The sequence below is a fragment of the Rhizobium tropici CIAT 899 genome (genome assembly GCF_000330885.1).
Taxonomy (GTDB): Bacteria; Pseudomonadota; Alphaproteobacteria; order Rhizobiales; family Rhizobiaceae; genus Rhizobium; species Rhizobium tropici.
Genome location: NC_020059.1, coordinates 3,004,928 through 3,023,474, shown reverse-complemented (window position 1 = coordinate 3,023,474; position 18,547 = coordinate 3,004,928). Strand labels below are relative to the sequence as shown.

The following is an 18,547-nucleotide window of genomic DNA, read 5'->3' as shown; positions in this document are numbered from 1 at the left end:
CGTCAGGTTTCGCATGAAGTGAGGCACCAATGACCGTTTACAATAGCGCCAAGGGAGGCGCGCAGATTCTCGTTGTTGAGGATGATCCGATTCAACGCCGTCTGCTGAAGAATGCCATCGAGCGACACGGACACGTTGCCCATTTGGCAGAAAATGGCCGTCTCGGCCTGGAGTTTCTGAAGCGTGGCCACGATCAGATTAATGTGATCGTGCTCGATCTCATGATGCCGGAAATGAACGGCATCGAGTTCCTGGGCGCTCTGAACGATATGGGCATCGACCTGCCCGTCATCGTGCAGACCGGGCAGGGCGGCATCGATACCGTGGTGCAGGCCATGCGCGCTGGCGCCTTCGATTTCGTCGTCAAGCCTGTGTCGCCGGAGCGTATCGCTGCGTCGATCGCCAACGCCCTGAAGCTCGACCAGCGCGAGGCGAAGGCCCGCGCCGGGCGCAAGTCGCGCTCGAGCAGCATCTCCTTCGACGACATCGTCTCGGCAAGTCCGGCGATGATGCGCGTGATCGATCTCGCCCATCGGGCGGCGCAATCGAGCATTCCGGTGGTACTGGAAGGCGAATCGGGCGTCGGCAAGGAACTGGTGGCTCGCGCCATCCAGGCCGCCAGCGATCGTGCCGGCAAGCCGTTCGTGATCGTCAATTGCGGTGCGATCCCGCACAATCTCGTCGAAAGCATCCTTTTCGGACACGAGAAGGGCGCATTCACGGGTGCGACTGAACGCCATGTCGGCAAATTCATGGAAGCCGATGGCGGCACGCTGTTCCTCGACGAAATCGGCGATCTGCCACTGGAAGTCCAGGTCAAGCTTTTGCGCGCCGTGCAGCAGGGCGAAATCGAGACCGTCGGCGCACGTGTCGCGCAGAAGGTCAATGTCCGGCTGATCTCGGCCACCAACAAGGATCTAATCGAAGAGGTCAAGGCGGGGCGATTCCGCGAAGATCTCTACTATCGCCTCAATGTCTTCCCGATCACGATGCCGGCCCTGCGCCGCCGCAAGGAGGACATCCCGCATCTGGCGCGCGCTTTTGCCGACCGGTTTGCACTGGAACAGAAGCTCGATCGCCCGCTTGGTATCAGCAATGATGCTCTTGCATTGCTGACGGCCTATGACTGGCCGGGCAATATCCGCCAGCTCGAAAACGCGATCTTCCGCGCAGTCGTTCTGTCCGAAGGACCGGAGTTGCTCGATACGGATTTTCCGCAGATCGCCGCGCAGCTGCCGGGTTATTTCGCTGTCGAGCATCCGACTTTGGTTGTGGATAATTCGCATGCCTCGTCGGCTGAACTTCTGGCGGCTGAAAGAAGCGAACGGATCCCTTACGGGGTTTCGCAGGCATCGCCTGCAACTCCTCCGCTTGCTTCCGCCGATGCTTCCGACAATGTCATCGTCAGCACGAACACCTTGGGCGACGTAAGAAAACTGGCGGATGTAGAGGAAGAATTGATCCGATTCGCCCTTAAATTCTATCGCGGGCAGATGAGTCAGGTGGCGAGAAAGCTCGGTATCGGACGCTCAACTCTCTACCGTAAGTTGAAAGACTATGGCATCGACCCGGATGATCCGCAAAAAAGCGCGGCATGAGAAAAAGCTTAACGTTTAGGCAAGCATATTTTGTTACCCGTCGTAAAGCACTTGTTAGTGCATCGTTCACCATGTATGAAGGGGGCGACCATGTGTGGCATTTTTGCCATCGTGTCACCGCAATTGACAGCCATTTGGAACACGATGCGACATTGTCTGTCGGACGGGGATCGAATTGCCGAATTTGAGTGCAAATACCAAGCCTAATAGCTTGAGCTGGCATTCTGCGTGCTCTAACCTATTTAGCAAGGTGGCCAAGGTAGCAGCCGTTGGCCTCCTTGCTTTGGCCGTTTCTACTCCTGTTTTCGTCGGTACTCCCTCGCAGGCTGGTGGTGAAACCCGCAGCCTGAAGATCTATTATGTCCACACCGGCGAAAAGGCCGTCATTACCTACAAGCGTAATGGCAGGTTCGATCCGGACGGCCTGGAGAAGCTGAACCGCATCCTGCGCGATTGGCGCAAGAATCAGCCCACCAAGATGAACCCGCGCCTGTTCGATCTGATCTGGGAGGCCTACCGCGAAAGCGGTTCGCACGAATTCATCTATGTGATCTGCGGGTTCCGTTCGCCTGGCACCAACGAGATGCTGCGCACGCGTTCGGCCCACACCGGCGTTGCCAAGAAGAGCCAGCACATGCTCGGCAACGCGATGGACTTCTATCTTCCGGACGTCAAGCTTTCCAAGCTGCGCGAAATCGGCATGAAGCTGCAGGTGGGCGGTGTCGGCTATTATCCGACTTCGGGTTCGCCTTTCGTCCATATGGACGTCGGCGGCGTGCGTGCATGGCCGCGCATGGATCGCCAGGATCTCGTCCGCCTCTTCCCGGATGGCAAGACGATGCATATTCCGGCCGACGGCCGGCCGCTGCCGGGCTACCAGCAGGCAGTCGCCGATTACAAGCGCCGCATGTCGTCCGACGATATCCAGATCGCCAGCTCCTCTTCGTCGCGCCGCGGCTTCTTTGCCCGTCTGTTCGGGGGCGGTGGTGCGGATGAGGAAGAGGATAATGCAGATACCGGTACGGCGGCAGCACCGGTGGCTGTCGCTTCGGCTGCTCGCAAAGGCCAGCCCGCTCCAGCCGCCAGCGATGATGGTGACGATGGCGCCGCTCCGGCTCCGGCCCAGGTTCAGGTCGCCAGCGTAAACGCGCCCGTTCCGCAGGTTCGCCCGGCATTCGGCAATCAGCCTGCCGGCAGCGATGTTGCTTCCGCTCTCGTTTCGCCGTCTCGCAACGCTGCTCAGGACGCGCTTGCCGCCGCCATGCCGGATACGGGAGATCAGCCGCAATATGCCGATCTTCGCTCCTATCATGTGCCGGTGCCGTCCTTGCTTGACCGCCGCTCACCCGGCGATGCCGAAGTGGCATCGGCCGAGGCTGACATGAAAGGCCAGTTGGCTGCCGTTCCGGTGCCGGCGCAGCGTCCGGAATTGGCCGAAAGCCTGCTGGCATCAGCCGATGCGGATCAGGAGGCCGCCGACGACCAGGCCGATGCAGGCGCGCTTTCGCCTTCGGTCATTGCGGCTCTGGAGCAGAGCCGTCCGGATCGATCGGATGTCAACAATGCGGTTGCGATGACCCAACCGTCGAACAACGTCGCGTCCAAGGATCAGCTGCCCGCGGCAGGTGGTGGTCTGGCTGCCGGTAATGATGCAGCGCAGGCTATTGCCTCCGTCCTGCCGCAGCAGAGACCGACCCAGCAAATGCCGATGCAGGTGGCCGCACTCGCGCCGGTTCGCGGTGAGGTGAAGGCCAGTAGCCGTCGCTTCAATGACGGTTTCGAGCCGACAACGCCGCAGGAACGCCCGATTGCCGCTGGCATTGCGACCAAGGGCGGGCGGCCGAACAAGCAGGATGCCGTCGTGGCCGATTCGGGCCGTGCAACTGTGACAACTGCGCCGACGCTGACGGATAAGATGATCTCGCAATGGGCGATCGCAAAGGCTCGGGTCGAGATCGTGAACCGCCCGGTCAAGGCGCCGCGCTTCGTGAGCCCGACGCTTCGTGCCCAGCCGACCGCCGTTTACACGGACGGTTTCAAGGTGCAGACCGCGTCGATCGATCCCGAACGCTTCAGCGGAAGTGCAGTGAATTTTCTTCAGGTGAAGAAGTTCAATTCGGTCGAATAGACCAGACAAACCGTCATCGCTTCGGGAGCCCGTTTGGGCTCCTTTTTGATTCGGCAAGATGTCACCTCTTTGCGTTCGCAATCGGCTTCTTGCACTCTCAAGCCCCACACAAATCTGAGCTGACGCGTGGTCCTCGGGGGCTGCTGTTGCTTGCGGGTGACATCGCGACGGCTTTCAGGTTCGTGTCAGGATTTAGGCATGCTTTCTTGATCGACCATTCAGTTTGGCTTCATTTGGCTTCGTTAGGTCGGCGATTTCAGACCTGATGGATACTCATATTTGACCCGCAAGACGGCAATCATCATCGGCAATGGCAAGCTGCATCGCGACCTTTCCGAGGTCGTGGACAATGCTGAATTCGCAATGCGCTTCAACGAGCCGAAAGCCTCGATCGGGATGAGCGGCTCACGCACCGATATTCTCATGCTTGCAGCTTCCAGCAAGCCGATGCAGCGCCGATTGACGGCCCCGGCCTTTCTGACAAGCCCGACTTTTACGGCCGCCAAAGAGGTTGTGCTGGCCTATCATCCCGATATCATCCGCAAATATCACCCCAAGCCCAATCTTCTCTCGCGCCTCAAAGGCAGGAGAAGCGATTGGACGATGCGGACGATCGAGTTGGTCGGCGCCGCCGGCAAGGAAATCCGCATCATGCCGCCGCAGTTCTACATCGAGGGCTGCGAGGAACTCGGCGTGAACCAATGCCGCATGCACCAGCTCTTTCCGAGCACCGGCTTCTTCGGCATCCGATATGTGCTGTCACGATTGCCCGCCGACGAGTGGGAGGTGAAGCTGTGCGGTTTCAGCTGGGAAGGGTGGAAACGCCATGCCTGGCTGGACGAGCGCCGCTGGGTTGAAGACAAAATGGCGAGCGGCCGCATCAGCATGCTCGTTTAGCCTTCCTTCAGTTGTTCAGACCAGTTGAAAACAACCATTTTCAGTTTGGCCTCAGGTTTGCCTAAGCTCGCTTTCATTCAGGGTTGCTAGAGCCTCGCGAAATATGACCTCGAGGTATCCATTCATGCAAGCCCACGAATTCAACCCGTCTTCGGCGATGCCGCTCGAAAGATCTCATACGGGATTCGAGTTCGCTCCTGCGTCCAATTCGGCGGGTACCGTTCTGGACGCGCCCGGCCAACCCGTTATTCGTGGCTTCATCATCCATCTCGCTCGCGCCCGCGATCGCATGCCGCAGGTCGAAAGGCTTGTTGCAAAGCTTCCGGTGCAGAGTGAGGTCATTGAGGCAGTCGATGGCCGCGCTCTGGGTGTCGCCGAGATCGACAATGCCTACCGTCCTCGGCTCCAGAAGCCATATTATCCGTTTGCCATGAGCGCGGGCGAGATCGCCTGCTTTCTGTCGCACCGTAAGGCTTGGGCCGCCATCGTCGAGCAGGGCATCGATGCCGGCCTTGTCTTCGAGGACGATGTCGAGATCGACGATGCGTTCCATGCCGCTTTTGCCGCCGCCAAGGCCTGCCTGAAGCCAGGTTCTTTCATTCGCTTCCCGTTTCGCATGGGCAAGGAGCACGGCAGATGTGTTCTCTCCCAGGGGGAGGCCGATGTCATTCAGCCGACGCGGATTGGGCTTGGCATGGTGGCGCAGCTTGTCAGCCGCGATGCTGCCATCCGCCTGCTGGAGGCGACCTCCGTCTTCGATCGACCCGTCGATACCACCATGCAGATGAGCTGGTTTACCCGCGTGTCCCCGCTTTCGGTCTTGCCCGGCGGCGTGCGTGAAATCTCTCCCCAGCTCGGCGGCAGCACGATCAAAAGCCGCAAGACAGTAATGGGAATGCTCTCCAGAGAGGTGTTGCGGCCACTCTATCGTGCCAAGATCGCGCTTCGCTCGCGCCGCATCATCTGAGATCATCCATCGTGGCCGTTCCGATCCTCGCATATCATCAGATTGCGGTACCGCCGTCGCGCAAGGCGCCGTTCAGAAGCATGGTCGTCCATCCAGAAGCCTTCCATCGTCAGATGGAATGGCTGAAAAGGCTTGGAATTCAGGGTGTATCGCTGCGGGAGGCAATGCCTTACATCCGCGGCGAGAAGACCGGCAAAGTCGCTGCCATCACCTTCGATGACAGCTATGCCAATGTTTATGAGAATGCCTTGCCCGTGCTGCAGGAGCTCGGCTTCACCGCCACGAATTTCGTCGTGGCGAACCAGATCGGCGGCAGCAATGTCTGGGATGTCCCCCTTGGCGTGGCGCCGGCGCCTTGCATGTCGGTCGAGCAGCTGAAGCACTGGCACAGCCTCGGGCACGAGGTGGGATCGCACACACTCGATCACGTCCGCCTGCCACAATTGCCCATGGAAGAGGCACGCCGTCAGATCACGCATTCGCGCGAGCTGCTCGAAGATTTGCTGGATGAGGGAATCTCGTCCTTCTGCTTTCCCTATGGCGACGAAACGCCGCTCGACCGCGTGCTTGCCTATGAAGCCGGTTACAGCGCCGCAACGACGACACGCCGCGGTCGGGCCCGATCAAGCGACGATCCCTTCGGCTTGCCGCGCGCGACCATCCGGCGCAACGACAGCTGGCTGCATTTCGTCAAGAAATGTGTCCTCGGATAGCCGGCCGAACCTTCGGATCATGGTGCGACCGTAAGCTGTAGCTGCCGTCGGTCTTATGGCCGGCAGAAAGTACGGCGCCTGCGCATGTTAGCCTTCATCCCGCGTCATCGGCCGCTGCGGCTGCTATGGCTGCTTTTTCGCCACCGGATCGGCAATCAGATGGGCACTGCTATCGCTGAGTATGGCAGCTCCACCGACATGGTTCTGTGCTGTCGCCGCTGGCGGCAAGAGGGTCCAGGTGAAATAAGCGATCAGACCGCAGACGCCGAGCAGGAAGATGGTGAGGATCGCGGGGATGGACCACTCCTTCGTGAACATCGGTGTTTCCTGACGCGACTTGAAAGAAGCCCGACGTCCGGCTGCCGTCTTATTGAGCTGTGTTGGCACAAGCGCCTCCAATATTACGCGTCGCGGTCGAAAGTGTTGTTGCGAAGGTCGGTTTCCGCACGATCTTCCTCATTATCTGCCTCGATGAAGCACGTACGACATTCGTCATTTGGGCTCAATGCGGCAATTTGGTATGCCCATCATTGTCACCGTTTACAGGCTGCGCCGAGGTCGGCTACAGATGATCGACGGGGTTCGCGCCGGCGGATAGGCGAGCCTCATATCACCAAGTCGCGAGGCTCGGTCAGGCTCCGGTGCTTGCGCGAAGGGGAATTGGAATGCCCATCGAATCCTGGAGAGGCGGCGAAGTCGACGTTGCCGTGATCGGTGCCGGCGCAGCCGGTGTAGCTGCAGCCCGGCAACTGCAATTGCTTCGGCCGGATCTCTCGATCCTCCTGCTCGAGGCCTCCCATCGTGTCGGCGGCCGGGCCTGCTCGATCCGTCCGTTCGGAGCCGATACCGCTGCGCTAGACCTCGGCTGCGGCTGGCTGCATGGCGCGCGCACCAATGCCTGGACTGATATTGCCGAGGAAGTGGGTCTGACCGTCGATCGCACGCCTGCGCCCTGGAGCGATGGCGGCCATCGGCTGGAACAGAACGATCCCGATGCAAAGGCTGCGGCTGCCGCCGTCAACGACTTCTTCGGGCGGGTCTATGAGTATGAGGGCGATGCAGACGCCGATCTCTCGGCCATGTTGTCTCCTGATGATCCGTGGAATGAAAGGATTTACGCCGTCGGCGCCTTCATGACCGGGGGAGAGCTCGACAAGTCTTCGGTGATCGATCTTGGCCGCTACGATCCCGGCCCTGGTCCTGACTGGCGCGTGCAGCAGGGCTACGGCACCTTGGTTGCCACCTACGGTCTGCCGGTGCCGACCGTTGTCGGCGCCGAGGTCCGCCGCATCGACCACAGCGGCGTCGGCCATATCGTGCTTTCGACAGCCAAGGGTGAGCTGCGGGCGAAGGCCGTCATCGTCACCGTCTCCACCAATGTGCTTGCGGCCGAACGCATTACCTTCTGGCCGCCTTTGCCGGAAAAGATCGAGGCGGCGTCCCGCCTGCCGCTCGGCCTGGCAAACAAGCTTTTCCTTCGTGTTGCCGAGCCGGCGATGTTTCCGAAGGATACGCATGTGACGGGATCGCAGCATAGCCGCCGGACGGGCGCCTATCACCTGAAGCCATTCGGTGCGCCGGTCATCGAGGCCTATTTCGCTGCCGACCTCGCGCTCGATCTGGAGCGGCAGGGCGTCGATGCGATGTTTGACTTTTCGGTGGAGCAGTTGAAGCGCGTCTTTGGTGCCGATGTCGGCAAGACGCTGTCGCCGCTGGCTGCGTCAGCCTGGGCGGGAGAGCCTCTCTTCGGTGGTTCTTATTCCTATGCGACGCCCGGCGCTTCCGACCTGCGCAGCGTCCTTGCCGCTCCTCACAACGAGCACTTGTTCTTCGCCGGAGAAGCCTGTTCGAAGACGCGTTATTCTACCGCGCACGGCGCCTATGAAACCGGCGCGGCTGCCGCCGAAGCCATCGCGAAAACGCTATGATGGAAGCCCCATGAGACCGATAGCCAGCTTCCAGGCGAGAAATAGCGATTCGCCTCGTAATTTTATGCAAATCGCTCTTAAACTTGCGTGAGAACAGGCGTAAACGCAATCAAATACCACCCGATTTGATTTACACCATCCTTCGGGAGATGGGCGGCGAAAGCCGCAGCAAAAGAAGCATTGGAGGAGCCATGAGCACCGGCGAAACATTAATCTTCGACATCCAGAAAAATCCCAATCCCGCGACGGCGAGCGAGCGGGAAGCGCTGCTGCAGAACCCGGGCTTCGGCCGCATCTTCACCGATCACATGGTAACGATCCGCTACTCGCAGGATCGCGGCTGGCACAGCGCCAAGATCGAGCCGCGCAAGGCGCTTGCTCTCGATCCGGCAACCGTGGTGCTTCATTATGCCCAGGAAATCTTCGAAGGCATGAAGGCCTATCACCTGCCGGATGGCGGGGCCGCCCTTTTCCGCCCGAGCGCCAATGCGCGCCGTTTCCAGAATTCGGCCGAACGGCTGGCGATGCCGCGCTTGCCGGAAGAGCTTTTTGTCGAGTCCGTACGCGAGCTGGTCAAGATCGAGCGCGAATGGATCCCGACCGCGGAAGGGGCATCGCTCTATCTCCGGCCGTTCCTGATCGGCACCGAAGTCGCTCTCGGCACAAAACCGTCGGCGGAATACATCTACTGCGTCATTGCTTCCCCGGTCGCCTCCTTTTTCAAGGGCGGCGGATCGGCCGTCACGCTCTGGGTCTCCGAGAATTTCACCCGCGCCGCGCCTGGCGGCACCGGTGCGGCCAAGTGTGGCGGCAACTATGCCGCAAGCCTTGCCGCATTGGCTGAGGGCCAGCGCGAAGGCTGCGATCAGGTCGTCTTCCTCGATGCCGTCGAAAAGCGCTGGATCGAGGAGCTTGGCGGCATGAATGTCTTCTTCGTCTTCGATGACGGCTCCCTGCAGACGCCGCCGCTCACCGGCACGATCCTGCCCGGTATCACCCGCGATTCGCTGATCAAGCTTGGGCGCGACATGGGCCTGACGGTGCGCGAAGAGCCCTATTCGATCGAGCAGTGGCAGGCGGATGCCGAGAGCGGGCGCCTGCGCGAATCCTTCGCCTGTGGCACGGCGGCTGTTGTGACTCCGATCGGCAAGGTGAAGGGCCGCAAGCACAGCTTCACCATCGGCGACGGCAATGCCGGCGCTACGACGCAGCGCCTGAAGGCGGCGCTGACCGACATCCAGTTCGGCCGCGCGCCTGACAAGAACGAGTGGCTGGACCGCCTGTTCTAAGCGAACCATGAACTCATATCCGGCGGGAAAAGGCATGTGAGCTGTCCCGCCGGCTTCTGACTCAAGAGCGGTTCAGCTTTTCGTGAAATATCTGAAGCGCTCGATCTCTTTGTTTCACGCAATTCCGGACGGAAAACCGCTGCGCACTTTTCCTGGAATTGCTCCAGAGTTCGCATAGTCACCCGAAACATCGGAGTTGTTATGATGACCAACCTCAGCGAACGTCCCGGCGCCGCGCCGGGCGAGGAGATCGGTTTTGTCGGTCTCGGTGTCATGGGCCAGCCGATGGCCCTCAATCTCGCAAAGGCAGGCACCAGGCTGGTGGTGTGGAACAGATCGCCGGCAGCGGCCGATCCGTTGCGCGAGGCGGGTGCGACGGTTGCTGTAAGCGTCGAAGAGGTGTTCGAACGCGCCCGCATCGTCGTCCTCATGCTGGTCAATGAAATGGTGCTGGACGCGGTGCTGCGGCGTGGAACACCGGACTTCGCCAAGCTGGTTGCCGGCCATATCGTGGTTTCGATGGGATCCAATCCGCCCGACTATTCGCGCGGGCTAGCCGCCGATATTGTCGCTGCCGGCGGACGCTATGTCGAAGCCCCGGTTTCGGGCTCGCGGAAGCCTGCCGAGACAGCGCAGCTGGTCGCGCTGCTCGGCGGCGATGCGGAGACGGTTGCCGAGGTGCGGCCGCTGCTTGCGCCGATGTGCCGCGAAACGATCCTGTGCGGTCCGGTCGGCAATGCGCTGCTGATGAAGCTGGCTGTCAATCTCTATCTCTGCACGACGCTGGCGGGTCTCGCCGAAGCCTCGCATTTCGCCGAGCGGAACGGCCTCGATCTCGAAACTTTTCAGGCAGCGATCGATTCCGGCCCGATGGCCAGCGATCTGACGCGCGTGAAAATTCCGAAGCTTGTTGCGCGGGATTTTTCAGTGCAAGCGGCGACAGCCGATGCGTTCAATAGCACGAAACTGATTGCCGAGGCGGCTCGTGCCGTCGGCACGGCATCGCCGGTCCTTGATGTCTGCCGTATTCTTTATGGCGAGAGCGCCGAACTCGGCAACGGCCGGCTCGACATGGTGTCGGTAGTTGCGGCCATCGAGGCTCGCACCGAAGCGCTCCGGCGGCATTGAGGGACGCGTAATTTCATCAAGCCCACGCTTGGGAAGTCGTCTTGCGGCACCTATGTTGCATGGAGACCTGAACAGACATTTCTGAAAGGACGCCGGACATGTCTGCCCCTATGGATAGCAATCTTTTTCAACAACTTGGCTTGAAGCATCCGTTGATCGTCGCGCCGATGGCGGGCGGTCCTTCGTCGGTGGAGCTGGTGGCGGCGGCTTCTGCCGCAGGCGCGCTCGGCGCCATGGGCGGCGCCTATCTAAACGCCGCGGCCATCGAAGCCTTTGCAGCTCAGGTGCGTCAACGAACCGACAGGCCGTTTTCGATCAATCTCTTCATTTCGCACTCAATCCCGGAAGTTGCCACTGATCGGTTTGAGCGCGCGGCGGCGGCGACCGTACGATATCGTCAGGAATTAGAACTGCCTTCGCCGCAGCTTTCGCCTCCCTACGAAGAGGATTTCGATGCGCAGTTCGAAGCTGTCTTGCGTATCAAACCCGCATGCTTCAGCTTCGTCTTCGGCCTGTTGCCGGTCGGCTATGTACGGGAAGCGAAGAAGGCTGGCATTCCGCTGATCGGCACGGCGACCACACTCGGCGAGGCGAGGGCGTTGGAAGAGAGCGGCGTGGATGCGATCGTGCTGCAAGGCTTCGAAGCGGGCGGTCATCGCGGCATTTTCGATGCGCGGGCAGCGGATCCGGAAATCGGGATGCGCGATCTCCTGGCGCAATGCGTCGGCACCGTTCGTTTGCCGCTGATCGCAGCCGGCGGCATCATGACCTCAGGCGATATTCGCGCGGCGCTGCAGGCGGGCGCGCAGGCCGTGCAGATGGGCACGGCCTTCCTTGCCTGCGCAGAGGCCGGAACATCGGCACCTTATCGAAAAAAGCTGCTGGAAACGCCGGAGCGCCGGACGCGAACGACACGCGCCTTTTCGGGCCGCTTTGCGCGGGGCATCGAGAACCGCTTCATGAACGAGATGGATGGGAAGCCTGATGCCATTCTTCCCTTTCCGGCGCAAAACAAGTTCACGCGGGATATACGCGGTGCATCGATGGCGAAGGGATCGCCGGATTTCCTGTCCCTATGGTCGGGAACCGGCAAGGGCGAACTCTGGCAGAACGGTGCGGCCGAATTGATCGGCCGTCTATTCGCAGAATGATGCGCTCAAAAAGAAAGGAGCCGGCAAGCCGGCTCCCGATCATCTCGCAAGGCTGGTGAGGCCTTGATTATTCCATGCCGAGTGCGGCCATGTAGGTCTGCAGGATGGATTCTTCTTCCAGGCGTTCGTTCGCGTCCTTCTTGCGAAGGCGGATGATGGTGCGGATCGCCTTGGTGTCGTAGCCGCGGCCCTTGGCTTCGCCCATGACGTCCTTGATGTCGGACCCAATCGCGGCCTTTTCTTCTTCGAGGCGTTCGATGCGCTCGATGAATTGACGCAGTTCCGCCGCGGCCACGTTCTCGACGCTGTTCTCTTCCATGCAATTCTCCTAAAGGGTCTCAAAGGGTCGCTTGCAGCCCGTCGCAGATGAGATCGGTCGGTCACCGATAGGGGCACATCGCTTCGGGGCTTGCGCGGGATTTCGAATTCGATCGGGCAGTTGACGTGCCGCGAATGGCGCGCAAGGTCAAGCCGAATTGGTGAAGGGAGCGTTAATCTTTCGGCTTGTTTTGCTCGAAAGCGGCTTTTTGCACAGGCGAGGCTTCTTTCTGGTGCAGGTTCTTCCAATCCTCGTAGGGCATGCCATAGATCACTTCGCGCGACTCGTCCTTGCTGACAGGCAGGCCCGCCTCTTCAGCCGCTTCGCGATACCAGTTCGAGAGGCAGTTGCGGCAGAAGCCGGCGAGGTTCATAAGATCGATGTTCTGAACGTCGCTGCGTTCGCGCAGATGCGCAACGAGGCGGCGGAAGGCAGCGGCCTCGAGCTCGGTCTGCTGTTCCTTGGTGACTTCGGTCATCTCTTTCTCCTCAATTCGCTTGCCGGCTCACGCCTCGTAAGGCCCAGTGCGCGAAGGATATCGCTTATATTCGTGGAGCGCCGGATCGGCATTGATCTCTGCGAAGATCGGTGTCAGGCGATCTGCCCATTCGACAATGCCGGCCTCGTCGCCGATCAGATCCTGCCGGACTTCCAGCAGCGCATGCCCAATGCCTTTCATCATGCAATGGCGGAACATGGTGTCGTTGCGCAGCGCACCGTCATACGGCTCATTATCTCCGATAACGAGATCGGTATCGGCGCTGAGCTTTGCAAGGAGCGGCACGACTGCACGGTCGTCGCTATCCCAGAGCACGCTGGCATGCCAGGGGCGCGGCACACCCTTCCACGCCGGCGTGAAGGAGTGCATCGAGAAAACCAGGGGTGCCTTGCCCGTTGCTTCTGCCACGGCGGAGATCGTTTCGTCGACCGCTTCATGATAGGGCCGATGGAAGGCTTCTATACGGTAGTTCCATTCCTCATCCGTGATTGGATGATTGCCTGGGATGATCGCGCCATCCGAGATCTTCATGACGAGCGTGGGGTCGTCCTCGCCGCGGTTCGGATCGATCAGCAGACGGGAAAAGCCGCCGAGCACGCCCGGCACATCGAGCCGCGCGCAAAGATGACGGCAGAGGCTTTCGATGCCGATGTCATAGGCGATGTGGCGGGAGAAGGCGGTCTCCGGCAGGCCGAGACTGCCGTAGCGCTCCGGCAGGCGCCGCATGGCGTGGTCGCCGAGAATGACCATGCCTTTGTCACGATTGCCGGGTATGAATTCAAATGGTCTGAAATCGGTCATGCGGATTGTCGATTATTGAAATTTTCAACTCTTTGTTTGATTGCATGTGCGGATGGAAGGTGCAAGGTTTGCAGCTTCGATCGGATGAGGGGCGGTGCATGGTGCCGCCACCATCCCGTGAAGAAAATATAATCGATTAGAGTTGCGTTGACATTCATGGGATGGCAGCGCAAGAAGACGCAACAACGAATAACCGGGAGCCAATTGGAGCCGTGTCCAGCCAAGTCGCGCCACGTTTCGTTAAGCGGTCAGGCCCGCTCGCCCGAATCGCCTTCCTCATTCTCGCTGCGGCAGCGCCGTTCTTCTTCATGCCGAATGCGGCCCATGCCGATTTCCGAACGTGCAACGGTACGCAGAATCTTGTCGGCGTTGCGATCGGCTATCGCGCCAAGGACGGCTGGGTGACGGAGGGTTGGTGGCAAATTCCGGCCAATACCTGCGCGACTTTGATCGAGGGGCCGCTTCAATCCCGCTATTATTATCTCTACGCAGAAGATGCGGCCCGCGGCGGCCGCTGGACGGGTGACGTCGAAATGTGCGTGGCGGAAAATGAATTCAAAATCCCAGGCGTCAAGGATTGCTACGCGCGTGGCTATCAAAAGATGGGATTCAAGGAATACGACACCGGGCGCCAGGCGAGCTGGATGGTTCAGCTTTCCGAGCCCTCGGGCAGCCAAGAAAGCCAGAATTGATGAGACGAAACCGAAAAGTCAAAATCCTCGCAACGCTCGGTCCGGCCTCCTCTTCGGAGGAGATGATCCAGAAGCTTCACGAGGCCGGGGCGGACCTGTTCCGCATCAACATGAGCCACGCCAGCCATGATGTGATGCGGACGCTGATCCAGCGCATTCGCGCCGTCGAAGCTCGCTGTGGTCGGCCGATCGGCATTCTCGCTGACTTGCAGGGTCCCAAGCTGCGCGTTGGCAAGTTTGCTGACACCAAGGTCGATCTCAAGCCCGGTCAGACTTTCACGCTCGACAATCAGGATATCCCCGGCGACAACACGCGTGTCTACCTGCCGCATCCGGAAATCCTGGAATCGGTTCAGCCCGGCCACCGCCTGCTGATCGATGACGGCAAGCTGGCGCTGCGTGCCGAAAAGTGCGACGGCAAGAGCATCGTCACGACTGTCATTTCGGGCACCAAGATTTCCGACCGCAAGGGCGTCAGCCTGCCCGATACCCTGCTCGGCGTGGGCGCACTGACCGACAAGGACCGCGCCGACCTCGACGCCGTTCTCGCGACCAATGAAGTCGACTGGGTCGCGCTCTCCTTCATCCAGCGCCCGGAAGACCTGACGGAAGTTCGCAAGATCTCGCATGGCCGCGTCGGCCTGATGTCGAAGATCGAAAAGCCGCAGGCTGTCGAGCGCATCGAGGAAATCATCGAGCTTTCCGACGCGCTGATGGTGGCCCGCGGCGACCTCGGCGTGGAAATGCCGCTGGAAGCCGTTCCGGGTATCCAGAAGCAGCTGATCCGCGCCTGCCGCCGCTCCGGCAAGCCGGTGGTCGTCGCCACGCAGATGCTGGAATCGATGATCTCCGCGCCGGTCCCGACCCGCGCCGAAGTCTCCGACGTCGCGACCGCCGTCTTCGAAGGCGCCGATGCCGTCATGCTCTCGGCCGAATCCGCCTCCGGCGACTATCCTGTAGAAGCCGTTTCCATGATGGCGTCGATTGCAGGCACCATCGAGCGCGAGCCGCATTATCCCGGTATCATCTATGCCCAGCGCGCTCTTCCGGAAGCGACCGGCGCCGACGCGATCTCGCTCGCTGCCCGCCAGATCGCCGAGACGCTGAAGCTTGCCGCCATCGTCTGCTACACGTCCTCCGGCACTACCGGTCTGCGCGCCTCGCGGGAGCGTCCGCAGGTTCCGATCCTGGCGCTGTCGCCGATCATCCAGACGGCACGTCGCCTGTCCGTCGTCTGGGGCATGCATTGTGTCGTCACTCACGATGCGACCGACCTCGACGACATGGTCAACAATGCCTGCCGTATCGTCGCCGAGGAAGGCTTCGGCAAGCCGGGCGACCGCATCATCATTTCGGCCGGTGTGCCGCTCGGCACGCCAGGCGCCACCAACATGCTGCGCATTGCCTATATCGGTTCGGACGGCCAGTCCGGCGTGTGATTGCCGACATCCGATTGCGGCAGCACCTCAAACATCCGAAACCCGCTGTCGAAAGACGGCGGGTTTTTTCTTGAAGCCGAAGCGCCTGCAATCCCCAAGCAGGCCGATTGAGAAGGAGATATGCCAATGAAAGTCGGATTTCTCGGATTGGGCCAGATGGGCAGCGCCATGGCCACCAATCTCATCAAGGCCGGGCATGAGGTGACCGTCTACAATCGCTCGCGCGACAAGGCTGAGGCTCTGGCCGGCGAGGGTGCCAAGGTTGCGGCGACCGTGGCGGACGCGTGCGGCGGCGAGGCTGTCTTCACCATGCTCGCGCATGACGATGCGCTGTCGGCGGTCGTCCATGGCGATGGCGGCGTTCTGGCAAGCCTTGGCAAGGGTGCAGTTCATATTTCCGCCAGCACGATCAGCGTTGCCATGTCGGAAAGGCTGACGAGGGAACATGCCGCGGCAGGTCAGCACTTCGTCGCAGCGCCCGTCTTCGGCCGTCCGGAAGCGGCGGCTGCGGCAAAGCTCTTCGTTGCCGCCGCGGGTGCACCTGATGCGATCCAGTCGGTCACGCCGCTCTTCAACGCCATCGGTCAACGCACCTTCATTCTCGGCGAGGAGCCGAAGGCGGCCAATCTCGTCAAGCTCAGCGGCAATTTCCTCATCGCTTCGGTCATCGAGTCGCTGGGCGAGGCCATGGCGCTGGTCGAGAAGGGCGGTATCGACCGGCATGCCTATCTCGATCTCTTGACCTCGACGCTTTTCAACGCGCCTGTCTACAAGACCTATGGCGGGCTGATCGCGGACCGCAAGTTCCAGCCGGCGGGCTTCACCGCCCCGCTCGGCCAGAAGGATATTCGGCTGGCTTTGGCTGCCGGCGAGGCGCTGAACGTGCCGCTGCCGCTGGCGAGCCTGCTGCGTGATCGGTTCCTCAACCTGCTGGCGCATGGCGGCGAGGAACTGGACTGGTCGGCGATTGGCGCGCTGGCGGCGAAGGATGCGGGTCTGGTGGGGTAATTATGTAAACATCGGCAGTTGAGTTTGGGGAGAGGCACCCCCCTCTGTCCCTATCGGGACATCTCCCCCACAAGGGGGAGATTGGCAACTCGCGGCGTCGATGCTCCTCAAACGACTATTGAGTGTGCAGAAACTGCAGCTTATCGATTTAAGAAGACGGGCAGCAAACTCCCAACGATCTCCCGGGGGAGATGTCACGAAGTGACAGAGGAGGGTATCAGAGGTGCGGCAGGCTGGAAGAAAGCCCTCTTGCTAACCACCTTCCCACATGCAACCTTCCCTCTTCCAGAGGAGGGACTCCCATGCATCTGACTACGCTGCTCGCCTTCGCCACTGTTTCCTTCATCGGTATCGCGACGCCGGGGCCGACTGTGCTTCTGGCGCTGACCAATGGTTCGCGCTTCGGCATCAGGCGCGCCTTGCCCGGCATGGTGGGAGCCGTTCTTTCCGACGCGGTTCTCATCAGTGCCGTGGCCATCGGCCTTGGTGCGCTGCTGGCGGCCTCCGAATTCTGGTTCTCGACTCTGAAATGGGTGGGTGCGGCGTATCTCGCCTTTCTCGGCATCATGATGCTGCGATCGAAGGGGAGCATAGATGGCGCATTGCAGGCGAGCGCGAGTCAATCGAAGGGAACCGCTTTCTCCATCGGACTCAAGAGTTTCATGGTCGCCGTGACCAATCCGAAGGGCTATCTCTTCTTCTCGGCGTTCCTGCCGCAGTTCATCGACCCTTCGGCGCCGCAGATGCAGCAATATGTCGTGCTCGGCGCGATCTTCGCCGCGCTCGATTTCATGATCATGTTCGGCTATGCGGTATTCGGCTCGCAGGCCGTGCGCGTCCTGAAGTCGGAAGGGGCAAAATGGCTCGAACGCGCCTGCGGCGGCGCGCTTTTGGCTCTTGCCGGATCGCTGGCGCTCTATCGCCGCGCCGTGAACTAGGGTTTAGTGGCGGCTCAACGCCGCCTCGAAAACATCCCGATCGACATTGCCGCCAGAGGTGACCGCGATCACTGCGTCGCCGTTGATATGCCTGCCGTGGAAGAGTGCGGCAGCAAGCGCGACTGCGCCGCCCGGTTCAACCACGATCTTCAGCCGAGTGAACGCAAGCGCCATGGCTTTCTGCGCTTCCTCGTCTGTTACGACGAGGCCGGGGCCGCAGAGGCGTTTCATAATTGGAAAGGTGATGTTGCCCGGCTGCGGGCTGATAATAGCATCGCAGATCGAGCCTTGCAGGGCGGCATTGCGTTCGATCTTACCCGAGACCAGCGAGCGGGCGGTGTCGTCGAAATTTTCCGGTTCGCATGGGTGCGCCTTTAGGCCCGGTGCTCGGGATTCGAGCGCCAGCGCGATACCGGAGGTCAGGCCACCACCGCCGCAGGGGACGAGCACGCTGGCTGTCTCGATGCCTTCCTCGGCGGCCTGCTCTGCGATCTCCAGCCCCGTTGTTCCCTGGCCGGCGATTACCTGCGGTTCGTCAAAGGGCTTGATGAGCGTCAAGCCGCGTTCGTTGGAAATACGTGCGCCGATTTCGTCGCGATCTTCCTTCACGCGATCATAGAGCACGACCTCCGCCCCGAAGGCTCGGGTGTTGGCGATCTTTAGCTTCGGCGCATCCGCCGGCATGATGATGACTGAGGGGATGCCGTGCAGCTTTGCCGCCAACGCCACGCCTTGGGCGTGGTTGCCGGAGGAGAAGGCGATGACACCTCTGGCGCGTACGGTGGGTTCCAGCGCCGAAACCGCCGACCAGCCACCGCGAAACTTGAAGGAGCCGGAATGCTGCAGGCACTCGGCTTTCACGAACAGGTGTCGCCCCGCGATTTCATCGAGAAAGGGCGAGGAGAGCAGCGGCGTGCGCCGCGCCCGGCCGCCGAGGCGAGTGCGGGCGGCTTCGATCATTGCGATATCGACCATGGAGGGATCACTCTTCGGATTCAGAAAGACTTTCCATCCATAAAGCGCCCGTCTTTCCTTTAAAACAATGAGATTGT

17 protein-coding genes and 2 pseudogenes are annotated in these 18,547 nt (G+C 60.8%); 14 read left to right on the top strand and 5 right to left on the bottom strand.

The annotated features are described in order from the left end of the window. Nucleotides 1-29: 29 nt before the first annotated feature. The 6 genes and pseudogenes from RTCIAT899_RS14910 to RTCIAT899_RS14890 form a co-directional block, all read left to right on the top strand. A pseudogene (locus RTCIAT899_RS14910) lies at nt 30-1,281 on the top strand (sigma-54-dependent transcriptional regulator); the annotation flags it as partial. Between the two features lie 104 nt (nt 1,282-1,385). Beyond that, a pseudogene (locus RTCIAT899_RS34560) lies at nt 1,386-1,598 on the top strand (helix-turn-helix domain-containing protein); the annotation flags it as partial. A gap of 175 nt (nt 1,599-1,773) precedes the next feature. Then, nucleotides 1,774-3,726: a peptidoglycan L,D-endopeptidase MepK gene (locus RTCIAT899_RS14905; protein ID WP_041677659.1), complete on the top strand. Its 1,953-nt coding sequence runs from the start codon at nt 1,774-1,776 to the stop codon at nt 3,724-3,726. Nucleotides 3,727-4,005: 279 nt separating this feature from the next. Continuing rightward, nucleotides 4,006-4,623 (top strand): hypothetical protein, encoded by a 618-nt coding sequence (locus tag RTCIAT899_RS14900; protein ID WP_015341068.1) that lies wholly within the window; start codon nt 4,006-4,008, stop codon nt 4,621-4,623. 289 nt (nt 4,624-4,912) lie between these two features. Further along, nucleotides 4,913-5,590 carry a glycosyltransferase family 25 protein gene (locus RTCIAT899_RS14895; RefSeq protein ID WP_244441477.1) on the top strand — a complete coding sequence of 226 codons (678 nt, stop codon included), beginning with the start codon at nt 4,913-4,915 and terminating at the stop codon, nt 5,588-5,590. A gap of 11 nt (nt 5,591-5,601) precedes the next feature. Next, nucleotides 5,602-6,303, top strand: coding sequence for a polysaccharide deacetylase family protein (locus RTCIAT899_RS14890; protein WP_015341066.1), 702 nt, complete (start codon nt 5,602-5,604; stop codon nt 6,301-6,303). Nucleotides 6,304-6,426: 123 nt separating this feature from the next. Here the strand turns inward: RTCIAT899_RS14890 and RTCIAT899_RS14885 are convergent, their stop codons facing one another. Beyond that, nucleotides 6,427-6,621, bottom strand: coding sequence for a hypothetical protein (locus tag RTCIAT899_RS14885; protein ID WP_015341065.1), 195 nt, complete (start codon nt 6,619-6,621; stop codon nt 6,427-6,429). 347 nt (nt 6,622-6,968) lie between these two features. Between RTCIAT899_RS14885 and RTCIAT899_RS14880 the strand changes: the two genes are divergently transcribed. The 4 genes from RTCIAT899_RS14880 to RTCIAT899_RS14865 all read left to right on the top strand — a co-directional run bounded on the left by RTCIAT899_RS14880 (nt 6,969) and on the right by RTCIAT899_RS14865 (nt 11,799). Further along, nucleotides 6,969-8,231, top strand: a complete 1,263-nt coding sequence (locus tag RTCIAT899_RS14880; protein ID WP_015341064.1) for a flavin monoamine oxidase family protein — start codon at nt 6,969-6,971, stop codon at nt 8,229-8,231. A gap of 191 nt (nt 8,232-8,422) precedes the next feature. Next, complete coding sequence (locus RTCIAT899_RS14875; protein WP_041677658.1) at nt 8,423-9,520, top strand: branched-chain amino acid aminotransferase; 1,098 nt, start codon at nt 8,423-8,425, stop codon at nt 9,518-9,520. 204 nt (nt 9,521-9,724) lie between these two features. Then, a complete protein-coding gene (locus RTCIAT899_RS14870; protein WP_135488230.1) occupies nt 9,725-10,648 on the top strand; it encodes an NAD(P)-dependent oxidoreductase in 924 nt (307 codons plus the stop codon). Nucleotides 10,649-10,746: 98 nt separating this feature from the next. Beyond that, nucleotides 10,747-11,799, top strand: a complete 1,053-nt coding sequence (locus tag RTCIAT899_RS14865) for an NAD(P)H-dependent flavin oxidoreductase (RefSeq protein WP_135488231.1) — start codon at nt 10,747-10,749, stop codon at nt 11,797-11,799. A gap of 67 nt (nt 11,800-11,866) precedes the next feature. Here the strand turns inward: RTCIAT899_RS14865 and RTCIAT899_RS14860 are convergent, their stop codons facing one another. The 3 genes from RTCIAT899_RS14860 to RTCIAT899_RS14850 all read right to left on the bottom strand — a co-directional run bounded on the left by RTCIAT899_RS14860 (nt 11,867) and on the right by RTCIAT899_RS14850 (nt 13,418). Next, nucleotides 11,867-12,118 carry a DUF2312 domain-containing protein gene (locus RTCIAT899_RS14860; RefSeq protein ID WP_015341059.1) on the bottom strand — a complete coding sequence of 84 codons (252 nt, stop codon included), beginning with the start codon at nt 12,116-12,118 and terminating at the stop codon, nt 11,867-11,869. Between the two features lie 172 nt (nt 12,119-12,290). Further along, on the bottom strand, nt 12,291-12,596 hold the full coding sequence (locus tag RTCIAT899_RS14855; protein ID WP_015341058.1) for a DUF1244 domain-containing protein: 306 nt from the start codon (nt 12,594-12,596) through the stop codon (nt 12,291-12,293). A gap of 27 nt (nt 12,597-12,623) precedes the next feature. Then, nucleotides 12,624-13,418 carry an N-formylglutamate amidohydrolase gene (locus tag RTCIAT899_RS14850; protein WP_015341057.1) on the bottom strand — a complete coding sequence of 265 codons (795 nt, stop codon included), beginning with the start codon at nt 13,416-13,418 and terminating at the stop codon, nt 12,624-12,626. Between the two features lie 203 nt (nt 13,419-13,621). Here RTCIAT899_RS14850 and RTCIAT899_RS14845 point away from each other — a divergent pair, with 203 nt between their 5' ends. From RTCIAT899_RS14845 to RTCIAT899_RS14830, 4 genes are all read left to right on the top strand, one after another. After that, entirely contained in the window at nt 13,622-14,110 is a 489-nt protein-coding gene (locus RTCIAT899_RS14845; protein ID WP_041677973.1) for a DUF1036 domain-containing protein, read from the top strand. Beyond that, complete coding sequence (gene pyk / locus RTCIAT899_RS14840) at nt 14,110-15,549, top strand: pyruvate kinase (protein ID WP_015341054.1); 1,440 nt, start codon at nt 14,110-14,112, stop codon at nt 15,547-15,549. The genes RTCIAT899_RS14845 and pyk overlap by 1 nt, the downstream gene beginning before the upstream one ends. Before the next feature lie 126 nt (nt 15,550-15,675). After that, a complete protein-coding gene (locus tag RTCIAT899_RS14835) occupies nt 15,676-16,557 on the top strand; it encodes an NAD(P)-dependent oxidoreductase (protein ID WP_015341053.1) in 882 nt (293 codons plus the stop codon). Between the two features lie 302 nt (nt 16,558-16,859). Beyond that, on the top strand, nt 16,860-17,495 hold the full coding sequence (locus tag RTCIAT899_RS14830; protein WP_015341052.1) for a LysE family translocator: 636 nt from the start codon (nt 16,860-16,862) through the stop codon (nt 17,493-17,495). Nucleotides 17,496-17,498: 3 nt separating this feature from the next. On the opposite strand, the gene RTCIAT899_RS14825 is transcribed toward RTCIAT899_RS14830, so the two are convergent. Continuing rightward, complete coding sequence (locus RTCIAT899_RS14825) at nt 17,499-18,470, bottom strand: threonine ammonia-lyase (protein ID WP_015341051.1); 972 nt, start codon at nt 18,468-18,470, stop codon at nt 17,499-17,501. Nucleotides 18,471-18,547: the final 77 nt, after the last annotated feature.

Bases quoted from the DNA above. Each gene is read 5' to 3' on its own strand.
- RTCIAT899_RS14885 (WP_015341065.1), bottom strand. From the start codon at position 6,621: ATGTTCACGAAGGAGTGGTCCATCCCCGCGATCCTCACCATCTTCCTG.
- RTCIAT899_RS14875 (WP_041677658.1), top strand. From the start codon at position 8,423: ATGAGCACCGGCGAAACATTAATCTTCGACATCCAGAAAAATCCCAAT.
- RTCIAT899_RS14880 (WP_015341064.1), top strand. From the start codon at position 6,969: ATGCCCATCGAATCCTGGAGAGGCGGCGAAGTCGACGTTGCCGTGATC.
- RTCIAT899_RS14870 (WP_135488230.1), top strand. From the start codon at position 9,725: ATGACCAACCTCAGCGAACGTCCCGGCGCCGCGCCGGGCGAGGAGATC.
- RTCIAT899_RS14825 (WP_015341051.1), bottom strand. From the start codon at position 18,470: ATGGTCGATATCGCAATGATCGAAGCCGCCCGCACTCGCCTCGGCGGC.
- RTCIAT899_RS14860 (WP_015341059.1), bottom strand. From the start codon at position 12,118: ATGGAAGAGAACAGCGTCGAGAACGTGGCCGCGGCGGAACTGCGTCAA.
- RTCIAT899_RS14855 (WP_015341058.1), bottom strand. From the start codon at position 12,596: ATGACCGAAGTCACCAAGGAACAGCAGACCGAGCTCGAGGCCGCTGCC.
- RTCIAT899_RS14865 (WP_135488231.1), top strand. From the start codon at position 10,747: ATGTCTGCCCCTATGGATAGCAATCTTTTTCAACAACTTGGCTTGAAG.
- RTCIAT899_RS14835 (WP_015341053.1), top strand. From the start codon at position 15,676: ATGAAAGTCGGATTTCTCGGATTGGGCCAGATGGGCAGCGCCATGGCC.
- RTCIAT899_RS14895 (WP_244441477.1), top strand. From the start codon at position 4,913: ATGCCGCAGGTCGAAAGGCTTGTTGCAAAGCTTCCGGTGCAGAGTGAG.
- pyk (WP_015341054.1), top strand. From the start codon at position 14,110: ATGAGACGAAACCGAAAAGTCAAAATCCTCGCAACGCTCGGTCCGGCC.
- RTCIAT899_RS14830 (WP_015341052.1), top strand. From the start codon at position 16,860: ATGCATCTGACTACGCTGCTCGCCTTCGCCACTGTTTCCTTCATCGGT.
- RTCIAT899_RS14850 (WP_015341057.1), bottom strand. From the start codon at position 13,418: ATGACCGATTTCAGACCATTTGAATTCATACCCGGCAATCGTGACAAA.